Raw genomic sequence first — 19,141 nt, 5'->3', positions numbered from 1 at the left:
TTGGCGGGCTCCTGGAGGAACTCCTTGATCTCGCCGAGCTCCTCGATCGCCTCCTGGCAGCCGGCCACGTCGGCGAACGTGGTCTTGGGCATGTCCTTGCTGATCAGCTTGGCCTTGGACTTGGCGAACTGCATGACGCGGCCGCCACCGCCCTGGACCTGGTTCATCAGGAACAGGAACAGCAGGATGATCAGCACGAACGGGAGGAACGTCGCGAGGATCGAGCCGAGCAGGCTCGGCTGCGGGTTCTCGGAGTTCGACTTCTCGATCGTGCCCTGGTCGACGCCGTCCTGCGCGAGCGCGATGATGCTCTGCTGCTGGCCGGCCACCCAGGTCGCGGTCTCCTTGTCACCGTTGTCGAGCTCGGCGCGGATCTCCTGGTCGCCGTCGACGAACGTGATCTCCTTGACCGAGCCGTCCTTGATGTTGCTGACCATGTCGGAGGTGTCGACCTCGTCGTACCCTCCGTTGGGCGCGAGGTACTGCAACGCCACCAGCACGCCCACCACCGCGATGACGATCCACAGCCAGGGGCCGCGGAAAATACGCTTCACATCCATGATCCGGGGTCGGCGCCCCGCCCTCCTGCCAGCTCAACAAGTTCGACACACCGACGGTACATGCGACGTCGGAATCACCCATTCTCCCACCATCACGAGCATCGGGCTCCGCCGACCGAGCAGCGAGCGGTGAACCGCGCTTCGAGCGGTGGCAGGTGTCGGCTCCCGGTCGACCGCGGGTCAGCCGTAGACGTGCGGCGCGAGCGTCCCGATCGAGCGCAGGTTGCGGTAGCGCTCGGCGTAGTCGAGGCCGTAGCCGACCACGAACGCGTTGGGGATGTCGTACCCGACGTAGCGGACGTCGACGGTCATCTGCTGCGCCTCCGGCTTGCGGAGCAGGGTGCAGATCTCGACGGAGGCGGGCCCGCGTGAGCTCAGGTTGGAGACGAGCCAGGACAGCGTGAGGCCGGTGTCGATGATGTCCTCGACCACCAGCACGTGCCGGCCGCTGATGTCGGTGTCGAGGTCCTTGAGGATGCGCACGACGCCGGAGGACTTGGTGCCGGAGCCGTACGACGAGATCGCCATCCAGTCCATCTCGACGTGCCGGCCGAAGTGCCGGGCCAGGTCGGCCATCACCATCACCGCGCCCTTGAGCACGCCGACCAGCAGGATGTCCGTGCCGTCGTAGTCCTTCTCGATCTCGGCGGCGAGCTCACCGAGCCTCTGCTGGATGTCTGCCTCGGTGAAGAGGACGTCGACCAGGTCGCCCTCGATGTGCGCTTCGTCCATGGGCGTCAGCCTCCCACAGCGCCGGCGCCCGCCTCATCCGTGGGGCGGAACCTCAGCAACGGGCCTTCCCGGGTCGCCCGCAGGTGTCCGGGGAGGTCGACCCAGCGCTGCCCGCGGTAGGCCGTGACGAGCTCGTCGACCGCGACCACGTGCACCCGGAACAGCTCTCCTGGCGACGCCCCGGCCGCCACCGCGGCGAGCCGGATCACGCGACGACGTACGGCGGTGTGCAACGCGAGCAGGCCGTCGACGCGAAGGCCGTCGGGACCGGCCACCTCGTCGTGGGCCGCGGCGGCGATCGCGTCGAGCGCGGCGACGTCCTCCTGGAGCTGCTCGGCGGTCCTGGCCAGGGTCTCCGCCACCCCGGGCCCCAGCTCCGCCTCCAGCATCGGCATCACGGTGTGCCGGACCCGTGACCGGGTAAACCGGGGGTCCTGGTTGTGGGGGTCCTCCCAGTACGCGATGCCCTCGGCGCGGCAGGCCTGCTCGGTCTGCGACCGGGCCACGTCGAGCAGTGGCCGGCGGAACACGTCGTACGCCGCCCGCATGCCGGCGATCGCACGGCCGCCGGAGCCCCTGGTCAGCCCGAGCAGCACGGTCTCCGCCTGGTCGTCGCGTGTGTGGCCCAGCAGCACAACGGACGCACTCGTGCGCTGGGCGACCTCCTCGAGCACGGCGTAGCGCGCCTCGCGTGCGGCCGCCTCGACGCCGAGCCCGGCCGGTTCGACGCACACCCGCACCGCGACGGTCTCGTCCGCCCCCAGTCCGGCCATCTGCGCGACGACGCGGTCCGCGTGGGTGGCCGACCCCGGTTGCAGCCCGTGGTCCACGGTCACCCCGATCACCCGGAGCGCCAGCCGGCGGGCCTCGAAGACGGCGGCGGCGAGCAGGGCCAGGGAGTCGGCGCCCCCGGAGCAGGCGACGAGCCCGACACCTCCCTCGGGGTCGGGCACCTGGTCGAGGCAGCGTCGTACGGCGCGCCGTACCGCTGCCACGGCAGGGTCCAGGGACACGTCAGCCGTGGACGCGCCGGACCCAGGCCGCCGGGTCACCGATCTCCACCCTGGAGGGCAGGTTCGCCGGCTCGGCCCACACCGCGTTGAGGCCGTCCATGCCGACCTGGTCGAGCGCGCCGCGGACGAAGGCGGCACCGTCGCGGTACTGCGCCATCTTGGCGTCGAGGCCGAGCAGCTTGCGGAGCACGCGGTCGAGGTAGCTGGTGCCCTTGCGGCGCTCGGTGAACCGGCGCCGGATCTCCGCGACGGACGGGATGACGGACGGACCGACACCGTCCATCACGACGTCGGCGTGCCCCTCGAGCAGCGACATCACCGCGGTAATCCGGTCGAGAACCTCACGCTGACGGGCCGAGGAGAAGAGGTCGAGCAGGCTGACGTCGTCGTCGCCGCGCAGGATGTCGCCGACCCGCTTGACCCCCTCGCCCAGCATCGCCGCGAGCTTGGCCGGGTCGACCTCGATGTCGCTGACCAGGGCCTCGATCTCGCCGCGGATGTGGTCACGCATCCAGGGGACGGCGGTGAACTGCACGCGGTGGGTCTCCTCGTGGAGGCACACCCAGAGCCGGAAGTCCCGGGAGTCGACGCCCATCTCGTTCTCGGCGTGCACGATGTTGGGGGCCACGAGCAGCAGCCGGCCGGCCGGACCGTTGCCGCTGCCGTTGCCGTCCGGTCCCGCGACGCTGTCGATGCCGTAGAACGGGTCGAACTGGCCCAGGACCTTCGACGACATGAACCCGAGGAGGGCGCCCACCTCGAGGCCGGTGACCCGGGAGCCCACCGCCTCGGCCAGCGGCGAGGGGCTGCCCTTGCGCTCCTGGAGCTTGTCGACGAGGGGCGCGAACACGTCGGCGAACCCGTCGGCGTTGGCGCGGATCCAGCCGGGCCGGTCGACGACCAGGACGGGCGCCGTGCGCGACCCCGCCTCCAGGCCGGTGAACTCGCGGACCAGCGGCGTCGACTGCTCGGCGCCGGCCCGCAGCTCGGCGACGACGGCCTCGGCCTCTTCGCGAGAGATGGCGGGACCCGGCCCGGCCATCCGCGATGCGGCCGTCACCGCGAGGTCCCAGTCGATCATCATCGAGCGTGCCGCCATGCTGTGACCTTACGGGGTGAGGCCTGACCGAACGTCCGATATCGGTAGCCCGACAGTGGTCGGGAGGTCACGGGAGGGATACCGACATCGGGGGTCAGGCGCAGGTGCAGGCGGCCAGCGCGGCGGCCACCTGGTCGAGACGGGCGCGGGCAGCCAAGGTGTCGGGGGTGCGGACCTTGTCGGCGGCGGCCACGAAGGCGAGCACCACCCCGTCGTCGGTGGTGACCGTCCCGGCCAGGCCGTGCACACCGGACAGCGTGCCGGTCTTGGCGCGCACGGAGCCCAGCCCCTGCTCGGCCCCGGTCTCGAAGCGGAACGTCAACGACCCGGTGAACCCGGCGACCGGGAGACCCGTGAGCACCGGCCGCAGGGCGGTGCCGTCCGGGCCGGCCGCGCGCGTGAACACGTCGAGCAGGGTCTCGGGCCGGAGCCGGTTGCCCCGGGCCAGGCCCGAGCCGTCGAGGATCCGGTCGCCCGACACGTCGACACCGAGCCCGGCGAGCGTCTCGGCGACCCCGGCGGCACCGCCCGAGAACGACCCGGGCCGGCCGGTGGCGAGCCCGACGTGCCGCAGCAGCACCTCGGCCGCCTCGTTGTCGCTCACGTCGAGCACGTGCTGGACGATCTGCCCCAACGGTGCAGACTCGACGGCGGCCAGCTCGGTCGGCTCGGTGGGCGCGGGCTCGGGACGGGGGCGGCCGACCACCTGGATGCCGCGCCGCTCCAGCGCCTCGGCGAAGACCTCGGCGGCCGCCTCCGCCGGGTCCGCGCTGCGGAGGTCGGTGTCCGGGTCGACCCCCTCGTCGACCCACAGCGGGCTGATCGGGCTGACGACGTTGTCGGTGAGGTACGACGGCTTCCAGTCCGGGCTCACCGCCGGACCGGAGAACAGCGTCGCGTCGTAGCCGAGCCGCACCCGGCTCCGCCCGACCCCGCGAAGCGCCTTGGCCGTGGTCCGAGCGAGCGTCTGCACGTCCGCACGCGGCGGGTACTCCTCCCCGGCCGGCACCGGTCTGCGCGCGAGCAGCGGGTCGCCGCCGCCGACCAGCACGATCCGGCGTGGCGAGGTGCCGGCGACCACCGTCGTACGGAACCGGTGGTCCTCGCCGAGCGCGGTGACGGCGGCGGCCGTGGTCAGCACCTTCAGAGTCGACGCCGGGATCACCCGCCCGTCACCGTCGCGGTAGACGACCTCCCCGTCGGACAGTTGGCCGACCGCGACGGCGACGTCGGGTCCCAGCCGTGGGTCGCGCACGAGCCTGGCCACGGCACGGCGTACCGCACGGGGGTTTGCGTCAGCGGGTTCGGTGGCGGCCGCGACCGGCACCGGGTCCTCCGCCGGCTCCAGCGTGAGCCCACGGGGCGGAGGCACGGCGGCCGGCTCGTCGACCGGCGACGGGTAGTCGAACCCGAACCAGCGCGGCCCGAGCTCGAACTGGTACGACGCTGCGGCGGCGAGGAGCACGAGCACCACCAGGGTCCCGGTGACCCGTCGCAGGCGCCTGCCGGTGGGCCGGACGGCGTGGGTCGAGGGCGTCACGGCGTGGCTTCCGTCACTCTCCGGCACCCCGACCCCCTCCCGACTCTTCGATTCCGCTCCTGGTGCGGGACACTAACCACACGGTTCACAGAGGCTGAAAGCGGAGGCATCAAGTGGAGTTCGACGTACTGGTAGAGATCCCCAAGGGGCAGCGCAACAAGTACGAGGTCGACCACGAGAGCGGTCGCATCCGCCTGGACCGGACCCTGTTCACCTCCACGCAGTATCCCGCCGACTACGGCTACATCGAGAACACCCTGGGCCTCGACGGCGACCCCCTCGACGCGATGGTGATCCTCCAGGAGCCGACCTTCCCCGGGTGCCTGATCAAGTGCCGGGCGATCGGCATGTTCCGGATGACCGACGAGGCCGGTGGTGACGACAAGGTGCTCTGCGTGCCGGCCACCGACCCGCGCCTGGAGCACCTGCGCGACATCAGCCACGTGTCGAAGTTCGACCGGCTGGAGATCCAGCACTTCTTCGAGGTCTACAAGGACCTCGAGCCCGGCAAGTCCGTCGAGGGCGCCGAGTGGGTCGGTCGGACCGAGGCCGAGGCCGAGGTGAACGCCTCCTTCAAGCGCTTCGCGGACGAGGGCCACGGCGAGGCGCCGCGCCCCGCCGCGCAGGGCCTTCCCCACTAGCTCACTCCCGGGACGGGCCGGTACGCCGCACGGCTGCCCGGTTCACGACGTACCTCGTCGCGTTCCTGGTCTGCGGCGCGCGCCCACCGTCCTGTGCTGGTCGTACCTCGTGACCACGACGGCGCCGGCCGTGCGCCCGCACTGGCGCGACCTGGACCGGCGTCCCGAGCAGGTTCTGGCGGCCTAGGAGCCGGAGAAGTCGAGCATCTCCGCGCGGAGCATCTCCCTCGGGATCGCGAACGCGTCCACGAGCTCCATCGCGTCCGGACGGACCCGGCGGCAGAGCTGGTTCACCCGCCGGGTCACCGCCTTCGCCCGCGCGTTGGACAGTCGCCCGTGCTCGAGGAACCAGCCCCGGTCGGACTCGATGCAGGTCAGGGCGAACAGGTCGCACAGGTGGTTCAGCGCGTCCTTGTTGCTGCCGTCCGCCATGGCGGCCAGCTTGTCGAGGAACGCCTCGAGGACGATCCGTTCGACGTGCGCCCACGCGGCGCCGATGACGTGGTCCTGGCAGCGGCTGAACACCTCGGCGGGATCGCGGCCCGCATCGATACCGCGCTTGAGCCGCCGGGCGACGCCGGCCAGCATGTGCTCCTCGCGCCAGGTGAGCATCTCCAGCTGCCAGGAGCCGTCCTGCAGTCCCTCGTCGGGGTCGTCGACGGAGTCACGGTTGCCCGGCACCGCCGCGCGGAGCCGCTCCAGGATCGAGCGGGCGTTGGTCCGCTCCAGGACGGTCTCGACCGCCGCCGAGGCCACGAAGCGGACCATCCCGATCTGGTCCATGTCCTCGAAGGAGTCCTTGTAGTCGGTGAGCAGCCCCTTCGCGACAAGCTGCAGGAGGATCGTGTTGTCGCCCTCGAACGTGGTGAACACGTCGGTGTCGGCGCGCAGCGCGTCGAAACGGTTCACCGACAGGTAGCCCGCGCCGCCGCAGGCCTCCCGGCACTCCTGGATCGCACGCGCCGCGTGCCAGGTGCCGAGTGCCTTGGTGCCGGCCGCCCGCGCCTCCAGCGCCCGTCGTGCGTGCTCGTCGTCGGCCGCCACGGTGTCCTCGTCGCTGGCCGATGCGACGTTGAAGACCCGGTGCAGGTCCGCCGCCACCCGTTCCTGGGCGAAGTGCAGCGCGTAGGTCCGGGCCAGCAGCGGTAGCAGTCGTCTCTGGTGCTGGCCGTAGTCCAGCAGCAGGTCCTCGGCGTCGGAGCCCGGCGATCCGAACTGGCGCCGCTGGAGGGCGTACTTGACGGCGATCGTGATCGCGACCTTGGCGGCGTTGATGCCCGCGCCGCCCACGCACACCCGGCCCTGCACCAGGGTGCCGAGCATGGTGAAGAACCGCCGGTCCGGGTTCTCGATGTCGGAGAGGTAGCGGCCGTCCTCGGTGACGACGGCGTACCGGTCCAACAGGTTGGCCCGCGGCACCCGCACGCCGTCGAACCAGATCCGGCCGTTGTCGACGCCGTTGAGCCCGATCTTGCGCCCGCAGTCCTCGATACGGACCCCGGGCAGCAGGTTCCCCGCCCCGTCTCGCAGGGGTACGACGAGGGCGTGCACACCGTGCGACTCCCCCGCAACCACGAGCTGTGCGAACACGACCGCCACCTGCGCGTGCATGGCCGCGTTGCCGATGTAGTCCTTGCGCGCCCGGTCGTCCGGGGTGTCGACCACGAACTCCCCGGTCTCCGCGTCGTACGTCGCCGTGGTGCCGAGCGCCTGCACGTTGGAGCCGTGTCCGGACTCGGTCATCGCGAAGCAGCCGAGCAGCCTCCCGGTGATCAGGTCCTCGAGGTAGGCGTCGTGGTGGGGCTTCGTGCCGAGCTGCAGGATGGCCCCGCCGAACAGGCCGAACTGGACGCCGACCTTGGTCACCACCGACAGGTCACCGAGGGCGAGGGTCTCGAAGGCCGCGACGGAGGCGCCGACGTCCTCACCGCCGCCGTACTCCTTGGGGAAGCCGAACCCGGTCTGCCCGGTCTCGGCCATCATCAGCACCACGTCGAGGACCCGCTGCCGGAAGTCGTCTCGGCTCATCTCCTCCGCGTCGGTGAGGATCGACGCGTGCTCGGCGAGGTTTTCGCGGACGAGCCTGCGCACGTCGGCGTAGTCGCCGTCGAGAAGGGAGCTCAGGGACGCCACGTCGAGGGTCATGGGCCCAGTCTCCCCGGGTGCGCACGTGACTAAGCCGTGATCAGGGCCGCACGAAGTGGGTGGGCGGCACCCAGTAGTACATGCTCTCGACCGCGACCGGGCGGCCGGTGCGCGGCGCGTGCACGATCTTCCCGTCGCCGATGTAGAGCGCCACGTGGTGGATGCCCTGCGGAGAGCTGCTCGAGCTCCAGAACACCAGGTCTCCCGGCTGGAGCTGACCGGCGCTGATGGGCACCCCGGCGTGGTACTGCGCCACCGAGTAGTGCGGCAGGGACTTCCCGCCGGCCTGCCACGCTCCCGCCGTCAGCCCCGAGCAGTCCCAGGCGTCCGGACCGGACGCGCCCCACCGGTAGGCGTCGCCGACCTGGGCGGTGGCGAACGCGATCGCGGCCTGCGCACCGCCCGCCGGAGGCGACGGGGGCGGGGGCGGGGTGGGCGCCGGCGCCGGGGGTGGGGTGGGCGCCGGAGTTGGAGAGGGCTGGGTGGGGGTCGGCGTGGGCCGGGGCTCGGGGTCGGGCTGCTGCTTCGGCTTCTCTGCCTCGGCTGCCGCCGCCTTGGCCGCCGCGGCCTCACGGTCCGCCTTCTGCTGCGCAGCCTTCTCCTCGGCGGCCTGCCGCTCGGCCTCGCGCTCCGCCGCCTGCTGGGCCGCCTGCTGGGCCGCCTGCTGGGCCGCCCGCTGGGCGCGGGCATCCGCCTTGGCGGCCGCGATGGCCTCCTGCCGCGCCCGCTCGGCAGCACGTTGGCGGGCGATCTCCTCCAGGGCCGACTGCCGTTCCCGGGCCAGCCGCACCGAGATGCCCTGCGCCTGGGCCAGCTCGCGGATCAGCTCGTCCTTCTCCGCGGCGATCCCGGCAGCCGCGGACTGCGCGGCCTCTGCGGCCACCACCGCCTGCGTGCGGGCCGCCTCGGCCTCGGCGGCCACCGCGCGCTGCCGACGCTCCGCCGCGACGGCCTTCCGGGTGAACACCTCGGCGAGCGCGTCGGACGCGGCGAACCGCTGGTAGTCGGCGTCGAGAGAGGAGGACGCGCCCTGGAAGGCGACGTACTGGTCCAGCACGCCCTCGGGTCCGTCCGCGCTCATCATCGCGCTCAGTGCGGTCAGTTCGGCGCCACGCTGGTACGACGAGGCGACCAGAGCCCCGATCGCGTCGCGCTGCCGGGCCACCTCGCGCCGGGCCTGCTCGGCGTCCGCACGGGCCCGCTCGACCGCGTCGCGCGCCTGCTCGAGCCGCCAGCGCGCGCCGTTGTAGGCCTCCGAGGCACGCTCGGCGGCGACCGCGGCCTCGTCGAGCCGCTGGTTGGCCAGCAGCAGCGATGCCTTGATCCGCCCGACCTCGGCGGCCTTGTCGTCGACCCGGTCCTCGGCGTCGCGCACCTGCTGCCTCGAGGGGAGATCGACCCGTTCCTCGTCGCGGTCGGCCGCCGCCGGCCCGGCCGCTCCCACGGCCAGGGTCAGGGCGGCCACGCAGGCCATCGTGCGGATGCGGTTGCGCACCGGTGGAACCTTTCGTCGGGGTCCTGCGAGCCGCTTCCCCGGCGGCTCGCAGGACCCGTTGACAGGCGTCGGGGGCGCCTCGGCGTCCGCCCTCCCAGACGTGGTCGCCGTTGTTCTCCCGACGTGGCCGCGTCGCTTCGGATCGAGGTCCGAGGTGGCGCCGCCGGGACGACGCTAATGCTCATGCGTCACAAACGGAACAGTTTTCACAGAAAAAACTTGCGTCACACGGCGTGTCGACTTGACGAACTACATAATTGTAATTCGGGATTCCCGGGTCATGCGGGCGGGGCGGACCGGACGACACGCGGTCGTGGGAGGGACGCCCGGCGGGGGATCGAGGCCGCGGCCGGGCATGAAAAAAGGTCCCGCCCCACTGGGAGGATGGGGCGGGACCGATGGCGTCTGCCCCACTGGGAGGTTGGGGCAGGGCCACGAGCAACAGTAGCGGAGACCCGACAAGGACCTGACGCAGGCGTACGACGCCCGATTCAGCCCGGTTCGGCCCCCCGGCTACCGGTGCTTCAAGGATACGGGAGCGCCCCCGCGGACCACGAGTCAAATCTTCCGCGAGCCGGGATCAGATTTCGAGATGGCCTGGGCTACTCGTCGGTGACCTGCCTGGACTACTGGCGTCCGGCGGTGTCCCGGTCCTCCGACCGGCCCTCACCGCCGGGCGCTTCGCCCACCGGGGCGCCGACCGGCACCCGGGACGTGGACGTCGTGGGGTGCGAGGACCGGCCCCTCCGGTCGAACTTCTGTCCGGTCGCGAGTCCACCGATCCACACCGACACGATCGCGATGAAGGCGCCGGCGAGGTCGTCGGCGATGTAGTGCCAGCCGAAGTACAGCGTGGACAGCACCGTGAGCACGAAGAACGTCCACATCGACCAGCGGATCCAGGCGTGCCGGACGGTGTACTGGGTGATCAGCGCCAGGGTCAGGATGATCGCCACGTGCAGGGACGCGAAGCCCGCGACGCTCTGGATGGAGTCGGCGAACGGGTTGTAGAGGATGTCCTTGCGCCCGTAGTAGAGCGCGTCCTGCAGCGCCTTCACGCCGGTCTGGTCGATGTCGGCGTACAGCCAGACGTACGCGAAGTTCGGGCCCAGGGACGGCACCAGGTAGTAGCTCGCGGTGCCGAGCGCCCAGGTGAGGCAGTGCGCGGTGGCGTACCAGTAGCCGTAGCTGATGTTGCGGGACCACACCAGCCAGACGATCAGCGAGGCCGGTGAGAGCGGCAGGAACAGCAGGTACACGAAGGCCAGCACGTGGGCGGCGACGCCCTCACCCAGCACGGTGTGCAAGATCACAGCGGGCTCGTGACCGAACGCGAGGATCTGGTCGACCTGGTGCAGCATCCGGTCCTGGGTCTCGCCGGCCAGCAACGGCAGGAAGTTCTTCAGGTTGCGATAGCTGACGTAGGTGACGAAGAAGCTGGCCAGCCCGATCGTCACCAGGGTGATCCGGTCGCGGGTCCAGTGCTCGTGGATGATCGCGCGGGCGTGCTGAGGGAACGTCGACCACGACGAGCGGGACCGCCACAGCGAGCGCGGCAGAACGTCGACGAGAAAGGCGCCCACCACCATCAGTGGGAGCCGCAGCCACGACGGCCCCAGGAACCCGTCGGGGTCGCGCAACGGCTCACCGAGCTTGAGGCTGGCGGTCACGGCGAGCGCACCCATCACCACCGCGACTCCCACCAGGAGTCCGTACGCGCGCCGTTTCACAAGGGGTGATTCTAGGGTGTGTGGTCCACCGGTCGGGCCGGGAGGACGGCGGCCCGACCGAGGTCGACGGTGAGGCGCACGTCGTGCCCCACCAGCACGTCGGCGTCCGGGTCCGCGACCGCCGGGACCTCGCCGATCCCCTCGACCGCGACGACCAGCCTCGTGACCTCGGGCGTCAGCCGCGCCGCCAGGACCTTCCCGTGCAGGGGCCCGTCGGTGGTGCAGCGCAGCGCGGACCGGCGCAGCGCCACCGCGCCGGACCGCGCTCCGGCCGGGTCGACCCGGCCACCGGCGGCGAGCACGCGCCCGGCTGCCTCCCCCTCCAGCACCGTGGCGTAGCCGAGGAACGCGGCGACCTCGCCGTCGACCGGGCCCCGCCAGACCTCCTCCAGGGTGCCGCTCTGGACGACGCGTCCGGCGCGCATCACGGCCATCCGGTCGGCCACGGCGAACGCCTCCTCCTGGTCGTGGGTGACCAGCAGCGCCGTGGTCCCGGCCGCGTTGAGGATCTCCCGGAGGTCGACGGCGAGCCGCTCGCGCAGGCCGCGGTCGAGAGCGCTGAGCGGTTCGTCGAGCAGCAGCAGCCGGGGTCGTACGGCGAGGGCGCGAGCGAGCGCGACGCGTTGACGCTCGCCGCCGGACAGGGTGGTGGGCGACCGGTCACCGTGGCCGGGAAGCCCGACCAGGTCGAGGAGCTCGGCCACCCGGAGGGCCACCTGGTCGCGCGGACGGTGCCGCAGCCTCAGCGGGTAGCCGACGTTGTCGGCGACGGACTGGTGCGGGAAGAGCTGGCCGTCCTGGAACATCAGCGCGAAGCCGCGCTTGTGCGTGGGCACGCCGGCGAGGTCCCGGCCGTCGTAGGTCACGGAGCCTGTCTCGATCTGTTCGAGGCCGGCCACCGCGCGGAGCAGCGTGGACTTGCCGCAGCCGGACGGGCCGAGCACCGCGAGCACGTGCCCCGGATCGAGGTCGAGCGTGACCCCGTCGACCGCCGCCACCCCGTCGAAGCGGACGGTGAGGTCCTCGACGCGGAGGCCCCCGCCGGTGGTCGACCCGCCCCCGGTGGTCGACCCGCCCCCGGCGGTCGAGCCCGTCGAGACCCGCGACGCCATCAGAACGCTCCCATCGAACCGATACGCAGCCGCTCGACCGTCGCCATGACCGCGACCGTGACCAGCGCGAGCACGACGGAGGCAGCGAGCGCCATCCCGAAGTTGTCCGCTCCGGGCCGGCTGATCAGCTCGAAGATCACCACCGGCATGGTCGGCTGCTGTGGGCGGGCGAGGAAGCTGGTGGCGCCGAACTCGCCGAGCGACACCGCGAAGGCGAAGCCGGTGGCGGCGAGCAGCGGGCGCCACACGACGGGTAGGTCGACGGTGCGCAGCACCCGAAGCGGCGAGGCGCCGAGAGACGCCGCGGCCTGGCGCTGGCGCGGCTCGATGGAGCGGAGCACCGGTGCGATGGTGCGCACCACCAGCGGCAGCGCCACCATCGCCTGGGCGATCGGCACCAGGAGCGGGGACGTCCGCAGGTCGAGGGGCGGTCGGTCGAGGGTGATCAGGAACCCGAAGCCGAGGGTCACCGCGGATACGCCGAGCGGCAGCATGAACACCGCGTCGAGGAGGGCGAGCCCGCGCCGCTCCCCACGGCTGCGTCCTTGCCGGCTCACCACGACGGCCACCAGACCGCCGAGCACCATCGCGATGAGCGTGGCGTCCACGGCCACCCGCCACGAGTTGGCGAGCGCATCTGTGACCGGCACGAGCAGGGCGTTGTCCGCACCGACGGTGCCGAGCGCGCGGTAGTGCGCGGTCCCCCAGCCGCCGTCGACCCGAAGGGAGCCCAGGACGAGAGTGACCACCGGAGCCGCGACGAGGACGAGGGCGAGCCCGGCCACGAGCAGGACCGGGACGTCGGCGCGGCGGACCCGCCGGGTCACTGAGCGGGCGCTGGCCCGATCCACCGCGTGTTCGCGGTGGGTCCGGGTCACGTGCGCGGCGTACAGCAGGCCGGTCACGACGAAGAGCTGGAGCAGGGAGAGCGCGGCCGCTGCCTGCAGGTCGAGGAACTGGGTGGTGAGCAGGTAGATCTCCGTCTCCACCGTGGAGTAGCGCAGGCCGCCCAGGGTGAGGACGATGCCGAACGCCGTGGAGCAGAACAGGAAGACGACGCTCGCCGCCGCGACGATGGACGGCGCGAGGGCGGGCAGTGTGACGGTGCGGAGCACCTGTGCAGGGGAGGCGCCCAGCGCCGCCGCGGCCTGCTCCCGTCGTGGGTCGAGGTGCTCCCACATCGAACCGACCGTGCGCACCACGACGGCGAGGTTGAAGAACACCATCGCCGCGACGATCGCGACCGCGCTGCCGTCGAGGCCGAGCCCGCCGAGCGGGCCGGAGGGCGCGAGCAGGGTGCGGAACGCGACTCCCACGACGACGGTCGGTAGCACGAAAGGCATGACCACGAGGGCCCGGAGCAGCCGGCGGCCCGGCACTCGCAACCGGTACAGCACGAACGTCACCGGCAGCCCCAGCAGCATGCTCACGACCGTCGCCGCCGCGGCCGACCAGAGGGTGAACCACAGCACTTCGTGGGTCCGGCTGCGGGTCAGCACCTGCAGGGCCCCGGCCGGGTCGAACGAGCCGTCGACCCAGAGCCCGCGGGCCACCATGCCGGCGACGGGGAGCACGAAGAAGAGGACGAGGGCCGCGAGCGGCACCGCCGCGAGAGCGGCGATCCCCGCGAACCCGCGCCTGCGCCTCATCAGGAGGTGACGTCCGCCCAGGTCTCGAGCCACTCGGCCCGGTGCGCCGCGATGACGGACTCCGGCAGGCTCGCGGGGTCGTCGGCCGGGACCGCGTACTCCGCCCAGGCCGCGGGGAGCGCCGCGTCCGGGTCGACCGGGTACACGTACATGTTGTCCGGCAGCGCCTCCTGGAACTCGCGGCCCGCCATGAAGTCGACGAAGGCCCGTGCCCCCTCGGGGTTGGCCGCCCCCGCGAGGACGCCGGCGTACTCGACCTGGCGGAAGCACGTGTCCAGCAGCGCGCTGGTCGTCGGCTCGCCGGTGTCGTCGACGGTGAACGGTGGCGAGCTGGCGTAGGACAGCACGATGGGCCGGTCGCCGGACCCGCCGCCCTGGGTGAAGTCGACCTGGTAGGCGTCGGACCAGCCCGAGGTGATCTTCACGTCGTTGTCGACCAGCCGCTGCCAGTAGTCGGCCCAGCCGTCCTCGCCGTAGTAGGCGACGGTGGCGGCCAGGAACGCGAGGCCCGGTGACGAGGTGCTGGGCGCGGGGGTGACGAAGAGTCCCCGGTAGCGGGCGTCGGCCAGGTCGTCGAACGACGTCGGCGGCGGTACGTCGTTCCTCGCGAACCAGGTGTCGTCGATGTTGACGCACACGTCGCTGTAGTCGACCGGCGTGAGCTGCTCGGCGGCCGTCGCGTCCTGCGGCTCGAACTCCCCGCCCGGGTCGTCCGACGGGGCGTGGTCGACGAGCACGCCCTCGTCGACCGCGCGCGAGGCGAAGGTGTTGTCGATGCCGTAGACGACGTCGGCGACCGGTGAGTCCTTGGTGAGGACCAGCTTGTTGGTCAGGGCGCCGGCGTCACCGGAGGGCTGCACCGTGACCTCGTAGCCGGTCTCCTCGGTGAACCGACGCAGCACCTGCTTCGACATGTTCCAGGAGTCGTGGGTGGCGACCACGACCTTCGTGGAGTCCTCACCCGCGTCGTCCGAGGAGTTGCTCAGCGCACACCCGGTGAGGACGAGCAGGCTGGTGACGGCGGCCAGGGCACGCCGTGTGGTGGTGCGCATGTCTTCTCCCTGATGGGTCATCGGGAGGGGACCGCCGAAACGGTCGAGAACTCGACTTCCTTCGCCGGTATGAGCCGGAGCAGGTTCGAGGGTCTGCGGCTGTGTCCGCACTCTCAGCGCCCTGGTGACGCTCCCCTGTCGTTCTGCTCCGACCCTACAACGCGCGGGCGGACCATCGTCGCCGGCCTAGCCGACCGGGCGGCCCTCGTCGTACTCACGGACCAGCCGCTTGGGCGCGGTCAGCCGCCACGCCTCGATGACGAGCTCGAACGCCTCCTCGGGGTCGACCCGTTCCAGACGGACCCTGACCCAGCCGTAGCGACCGGAGGTCCACCACTCGGAGTAGGTCTCCGGGTCGCTGTTGACCAGAGCGTCGCGCTCGAGGCGCGTCGACTTCACGATGAGCTCGCGGCCGTCGCCCGTGACGATCCCGATGCCGCGGCCGCGGAACGTGAAGATCGTGGAGTCCTCGAGGTAGTCCCGCTCGCTCGACTCGGGCAGCGTGGCGGCGAGGTCGAGGATGGCGGCAGCGTCGACGGCCATGTCCCGATCCTGGACCCGGCCACCGACAGATTCCAGGGGTCGAGGCTTGCTACGGGGCCAGCCGGGCCGCCGCGGACGCGGAACCGAGCCAGGTGTGCGGGTTGCCCTCCCAGCACCAGCCGAGCCGCGGCGCGCCCTTGCTGATCCAGAAGCTCGGGATCCGCTTGTTGCCGGTGCGCGACCCCACGACCTGGAAGGCGTTGAGCTCCGTGAGGCTGTCGGGCAGCTGGGTGACCAGGGCGACACCCTCGTCGACGGTGAGCGGGGTGCGGCCGGCGGCTCGGATCATCGGGAGCGCGTCGGCGGGCCGCACGTTGAGCGTCTCCGGCCCGGTGCTGACGTCGGTGAGCAGGTAGACCGGCGACTGGGGCACCTCGACTCCCTCGATCGGCCGGTAGCCGTCGATCTCGTCGGCCATGTCGGTCCAGCCGGACCTCCCCTTGACCTCGAACCGCTCGACGGCGGCGACGGTGGGCACCACGGCGTGCCGCACCACCACCAGGAAGGGGAGTGCGGCCTGCTCGCCGAAGTCGACGCGTGCGAGCAGGGGGCGCAGGGTCTCGACCTGGCCGATGAACCTCTCCTCGTCGAGCCCCGCGAGCGCGGGATATCCCTTGGCCAGCAGCGTGTCGAGCTGGCGGTCCAGCTCCCGGTCGAGCTCGCTGGTCCTCGAAGCGGTGGCGGGCTGGGTCACGGACACTCACCTTCTCCGGGCGCAGTGGCGCCCCTCGGCTGGGTGGGGGTGTGTCGGGTCAACGACCGGCTCCGTGGACTAGTTCCGGCTCAACCGGGTCGGTTCGAGGATCCGGCGGAGCTTCTCCGGGTTGCGCACGACGAAGATCTCCGCGACCCGGCCGCCCTCCGTGCGAAGCGAGAGCGCGACGTCGAGCTCGCCGGCGACGATCCCGAGGGCACCCTTCGCGCCGTTCACGTCCAGGAACTCGGCCTCGATGCTGCCGGGCTCCGCCGCGACCAGCGAGGCGAGGAACCGGGTGACCTTCTCCGCGCCCTCGATCGGACGCAGCGCAGCCTTCTTGATGCCGCCACCATCGGTGAGCAGCACGACGTCGGGTGCCAGCACGTCCATCAGCCCCTGTACGTCGCCCGTGGAGACCGCGGCGAAGAACCGGGTCGACACGGCGTCGTGGTCGGCGTCAGGGCCGCTGCCGCGCGGCCGCCGGTCCTCGACGTGCCGGCGGGCCCGGCTGGCCACCTTGCGGACCGCGTCCTCGCTTCGGTCCGTGGCGGCCGCGATCTCGTCGTACCCGTAGCCGAAGACCTCGCGCAGCACGAACACCGCCCGCTCCAACGGCGTGAGCGTCTCGAGGACGACGAGCATCGCGAACGACACGGAGTCGGCGAGCTCGACGTCCTCGGCGACGTCGGGCGTGGTGGCCACCGGCTCGGGCAGCCACGGTCCGACGTACTCCTCACGCCGGCGCCGCAGCGTGCGCAGCCGGTTCAGGGCCTGGCGGGTGACCACCCGTACCAGGTAGGCGCGGGGATCCCGGACCGACGCCCGGTCGACCCCGGCCCAGCGCAACCAGCTGTCCTGGACGACGTCCTCTGCGTCGGCCGCGCTGCCGAGCATCTCGTAGGCGACCGTGAACAGAAGCGGTCGGAGCTCGGTGAAGACCTCCTCCGCCGTCGTCACGGGCGCGCCGGGATCTCGCAGCGGTCGGAGAAGCCCTGGCTGGCCAGGCCGAGGGCGCTGTTGAGCCGCGAGCGCTCGTTCTCCACGGCCACCATCATCGTCAGCTCGACGAAGGCCGCGACGCCGAGGTCGCCACGCAGCGCGTCGGCCATCTCGTCGGTGACGCACGGCGGCGTCGCCGACATCGCCTCGGCGTACTCCAGCACCCGCCGCTCGCGCTCGTCGAACACGTCGGACTCCCGCCACCGCGGCACCTCACGAAGCTTGTCGACCCGGAGTCCCCGCGAGTGCGCCGCATAGAAGCCGAAGTCCATGCACCAGCTGCAGCCGATCAGCGACGCGCTGGCCATCTCCGCGAGCACCTTGAGGTCCGCGTCGAGCCGGTCCCACTTGGCCACTCTGCGCTCGAACCCCATCACCGCCCACAACGCCGGCCGGTGGTGCAGGAGGGCGAGCCCGTTGTCCGGTACGTCGCCGTAGGTGCGCCGGGCGTACCACGTCAGCAGCCGGCCGAACAGGCCGTCGGGCATCTCCAGGGGCACGCGTGCTGCGGCTCGGCGGGTCTGCGCGGTGTCGGTCATGGTCCTCTCCTCATCCGGGACGCTGCGGGCCCGTGCCCGCTCTCCCTTCAGACACCGGAGGCCACGAACCTGTGACATAGGCTCCGCGGCATGCAGGAGCACGACGTCCGGGTGGCCGCGTTCGACGACCTGGACAGCCGGACGGCGTACTCCCTGTGGCAGCTGCGCGAGGCGGTGTTCGTCGTCGAGCAGGAGTGCGCGTACGCCGAGCTCGACGGCCGCGACCTGGAGGCGGGCACCCGGCACATCTGGGTCGCCGACGACGGGCGCCCGGTGGCGTACCTGCGGCTGCTCGAAGACCCTGACGGGTTCCGGATCGGTCGCGTGCTGGTGGCGGCATCGCACCGTGGCCGCGGACTGGCGGAGGTGTTGATGCGCCGGGCGCTCGGGCTCGTCGGCGACCGACCGTCACGGCTGGACGCGCAGTCCTACCTGGCGCAGTGGTACACCCGGTTCGGATATGCCGTCACCGGGCCGGAGTTCCTCGACGACGGCATCCCGCACGTCCCGATGAGCCGGCCGGCTCAGTCCGTGCGGACCCGTCCGTAGACCTGCTGGAGCACGTCCGAGGTGCCGACGATGCTGAACACCGCCGCCCAGGTCCGCGCCAGTCGCGGGGACAGGCTGAGCGCCGCGACGTAGCCGGTGCTGATCCACGGCGCGAGGCAGAACGGGCAGCTGATCAGCTCGCCGATGGTGTGGATTGCATGGCCGTCGCGCGGCTCCTCGTTCACCTCGGCCGAGCCGGCGTTCTCCTTGAACTCGGTGAACGGCGCCCGGATCGGGGTGGTCACGGCGTCCTTGGAGATCAGCCGCGCGAACTTGTAGGTGGCCATGCCACCGATCACGAGGTCGGCCACGTCGTACCTCTCCGGCAAGGACCGTCCGGTGACCCTTCCGGCGACGGCGAGGCCGAGGGCACCGGTGGCGAATGCGGTCATGGCGCCGAGGTAGCTGGCGACGCGGGCTGGTTCGCGGGGGCTGTCGGTCATGGGTCGCAGTTACCCAACCTCCCGCGCGGCATGCTCAGTGAGCGGCGTAGACGACCGTCTCGTGTTCCTGGCTGCGGTCGATCCGCCCCTGAGCGGCCAGCAGCTCGAGGTGCGCGAACGTCTCCAGCGTCGCGAGTGCGGCGTTGAAGACGTCGAGGTCCCGCAGCGACCGGTGGTGCCGGGTCCAGGGCAGCTCCGCCGCGACGTCGTACGCCGATCCGTGGCCGGCGCGGACCGCGTCCAGGCAGAGCTCGAGCCGGTGGTCGTGGTGAGCGACCAGCTCGTCGATCCGGGCGTGGCTGGAGCCGGTGACCGGGCCGTGCGCCGGCAGCAGGGTGAGATCCGGCATGGCACGAACCTTGGCCAGCGAGCCCAGGAAGTCACGCAGCGGCTGGTCGGCGAAGATCGGCTCGAACCCGATCGACGGCGTGATCGTCGGCAGGACGTGGTCGCCGGCGAACAGCACCTGGCGCTCCTCGTCGACGAAGACGAAGTGGCCGGCGGTGTGACCGGGGGTGGGCACGGCCCGCAGCACCCGGTCGCCGAGGTCGATGGTGTGCTCGTGCTCCAGCCAGCGGTCGGGCAGCTGCCAGATGTCGAGGT

Annotated in this window: 19 protein-coding genes and 1 riboswitch; of the genes, 2 read left to right on the top strand and 17 right to left on the bottom strand. The window is 71.8% G+C overall.

The genetic code is table 11. The features are described from left to right. The 5 genes from VFH10_RS03960 to dacB all read right to left on the bottom strand — a co-directional run. Nucleotides 1–560 (bottom strand): ATP-dependent metallopeptidase FtsH/Yme1/Tma family protein (locus VFH10_RS03960; RefSeq protein WP_325126158.1); only part of this gene is annotated, 560 nt, incomplete at its 3' end. Nucleotides 561–740: 180 nt separating this feature from the next. Continuing rightward, nucleotides 741–1,292 carry a hypoxanthine phosphoribosyltransferase gene (gene hpt, locus VFH10_RS03955; protein ID WP_325126156.1) on the bottom strand — a complete coding sequence of 184 codons (552 nt, stop codon included), beginning with the start codon at nt 1,290–1,292 and terminating at the stop codon, nt 741–743. A 5-nt stretch (nt 1,293–1,297) separates the two neighbouring features. After that, complete coding sequence (tilS, locus tag VFH10_RS03950; protein WP_325126154.1) at nt 1,298–2,287, bottom strand: tRNA lysidine(34) synthetase TilS; 990 nt, start codon at nt 2,285–2,287, stop codon at nt 1,298–1,300. Nucleotides 2,288–2,306: 19 nt separating this feature from the next. Further along, nucleotides 2,307–3,404 carry a zinc-dependent metalloprotease gene (locus tag VFH10_RS03945; RefSeq protein WP_325126152.1) on the bottom strand — a complete coding sequence of 366 codons (1,098 nt, stop codon included), beginning with the start codon at nt 3,402–3,404 and terminating at the stop codon, nt 2,307–2,309. 94 nt (nt 3,405–3,498) lie between these two features. Further along, complete coding sequence (gene dacB, locus VFH10_RS03940) at nt 3,499–4,944, bottom strand: D-alanyl-D-alanine carboxypeptidase/D-alanyl-D-alanine endopeptidase (protein WP_325126150.1); 1,446 nt, start codon at nt 4,942–4,944, stop codon at nt 3,499–3,501. A gap of 113 nt (nt 4,945–5,057) precedes the next feature. Between dacB and VFH10_RS03935 the strand changes: the two genes are divergently transcribed. After that, nucleotides 5,058–5,585, top strand: coding sequence for an inorganic diphosphatase (locus VFH10_RS03935; RefSeq protein WP_325126148.1), 528 nt, complete (start codon nt 5,058–5,060; stop codon nt 5,583–5,585). A 183-nt stretch (nt 5,586–5,768) separates the two neighbouring features. Here VFH10_RS03935 and VFH10_RS03930 read toward each other — a convergent pair whose 3' ends face one another. The 10 genes from VFH10_RS03930 to VFH10_RS03885 all read right to left on the bottom strand — a co-directional run bounded on the left by VFH10_RS03930 (nt 5,769) and on the right by VFH10_RS03885 (nt 17,546). Continuing rightward, complete coding sequence (locus VFH10_RS03930; RefSeq protein WP_325126146.1) at nt 5,769–7,730, bottom strand: acyl-CoA dehydrogenase; 1,962 nt, start codon at nt 7,728–7,730, stop codon at nt 5,769–5,771. Nucleotides 7,731–7,770: 40 nt separating this feature from the next. After that, on the bottom strand, nt 7,771–9,225 hold the full coding sequence (locus VFH10_RS03925; protein ID WP_325126144.1) for a C40 family peptidase: 1,455 nt from the start codon (nt 9,223–9,225) through the stop codon (nt 7,771–7,773). Nucleotides 9,226–9,851: 626 nt separating this feature from the next. Then, complete coding sequence (locus VFH10_RS03920) at nt 9,852–10,955, bottom strand: phosphatase PAP2 family protein (RefSeq protein WP_325126142.1); 1,104 nt, start codon at nt 10,953–10,955, stop codon at nt 9,852–9,854. 11 nt (nt 10,956–10,966) lie between these two features. Next, on the bottom strand, nt 10,967–12,067 hold the full coding sequence (locus tag VFH10_RS03915; protein ID WP_325126141.1) for an ABC transporter ATP-binding protein: 1,101 nt from the start codon (nt 12,065–12,067) through the stop codon (nt 10,967–10,969). Continuing rightward, nucleotides 12,067–13,716 carry an ABC transporter permease gene (locus tag VFH10_RS03910; protein ID WP_325126138.1) on the bottom strand — a complete coding sequence of 550 codons (1,650 nt, stop codon included), beginning with the start codon at nt 13,714–13,716 and terminating at the stop codon, nt 12,067–12,069. Before VFH10_RS03910 ends, VFH10_RS03915 begins: the two co-directional genes overlap by 1 nt. Next, the gene (locus VFH10_RS03905; protein ID WP_325126137.1) at nt 13,716–14,768 is read right to left on the bottom strand and encodes a thiamine ABC transporter substrate-binding protein; all 1,053 of its coding nucleotides are present in this window, start codon (nt 14,766–14,768) and stop codon (nt 13,716–13,718) included. The genes VFH10_RS03910 and VFH10_RS03905 overlap by 1 nt, the downstream gene beginning before the upstream one ends. A 39-nt stretch (nt 14,769–14,807) precedes the next feature. Continuing rightward, nucleotides 14,808–14,915: riboswitch (TPP riboswitch) on the bottom strand. A gap of 39 nt (nt 14,916–14,954) precedes the next feature. Then, on the bottom strand, nt 14,955–15,311 hold the full coding sequence (locus tag VFH10_RS03900; RefSeq protein WP_325126135.1) for an MmcQ/YjbR family DNA-binding protein: 357 nt from the start codon (nt 15,309–15,311) through the stop codon (nt 14,955–14,957). 49 nt (nt 15,312–15,360) lie between these two features. Then, nucleotides 15,361–16,005, bottom strand: a complete 645-nt coding sequence (locus VFH10_RS03895; RefSeq protein WP_325126133.1) for a DUF5701 family protein — start codon at nt 16,003–16,005, stop codon at nt 15,361–15,363. 78 nt (nt 16,006–16,083) lie between these two features. Then, nucleotides 16,084–16,965: an RNA polymerase sigma-70 factor gene (locus VFH10_RS03890; RefSeq protein ID WP_325126131.1), complete on the bottom strand. Its 882-nt coding sequence runs from the start codon at nt 16,963–16,965 to the stop codon at nt 16,084–16,086. After that, a complete protein-coding gene (locus VFH10_RS03885; RefSeq protein ID WP_325126129.1) occupies nt 16,962–17,546 on the bottom strand; it encodes a carboxymuconolactone decarboxylase family protein in 585 nt (194 codons plus the stop codon). Before VFH10_RS03885 ends, VFH10_RS03890 begins: the two co-directional genes overlap by 4 nt. Nucleotides 17,547–17,636: 90 nt before the next feature. On the opposite strand from VFH10_RS03885, the gene VFH10_RS03880 reads away from it, so the two are divergent. Then, nucleotides 17,637–18,095, top strand: coding sequence for a GNAT family N-acetyltransferase (locus tag VFH10_RS03880; protein WP_325126127.1), 459 nt, complete (start codon nt 17,637–17,639; stop codon nt 18,093–18,095). Here VFH10_RS03880 and VFH10_RS03875 read toward each other — a convergent pair. Both VFH10_RS03875 and VFH10_RS03870 read right to left on the bottom strand, forming a co-directional pair. Further along, on the bottom strand, nt 18,071–18,538 hold the full coding sequence (locus VFH10_RS03875; protein ID WP_325126125.1) for a DUF1360 domain-containing protein: 468 nt from the start codon (nt 18,536–18,538) through the stop codon (nt 18,071–18,073). The genes VFH10_RS03880 and VFH10_RS03875 overlap by 25 nt on opposite strands. A gap of 34 nt (nt 18,539–18,572) precedes the next feature. Next, nucleotides 18,573–19,141: MBL fold metallo-hydrolase (locus VFH10_RS03870; protein ID WP_325126122.1), on the bottom strand; the 569-nt coding region annotated here is incomplete at its 5' end.

The organism is Nocardioides sp., from assembly GCF_035697785.1.
Classification (GTDB): Bacteria; Actinomycetota; Actinomycetes; order Propionibacteriales; family Nocardioidaceae; genus Nocardioides_B.
The sequence above is the reverse complement of the archived record's forward strand: the minus strand, read 5'-3'. Positions and strand labels throughout refer to the sequence as shown.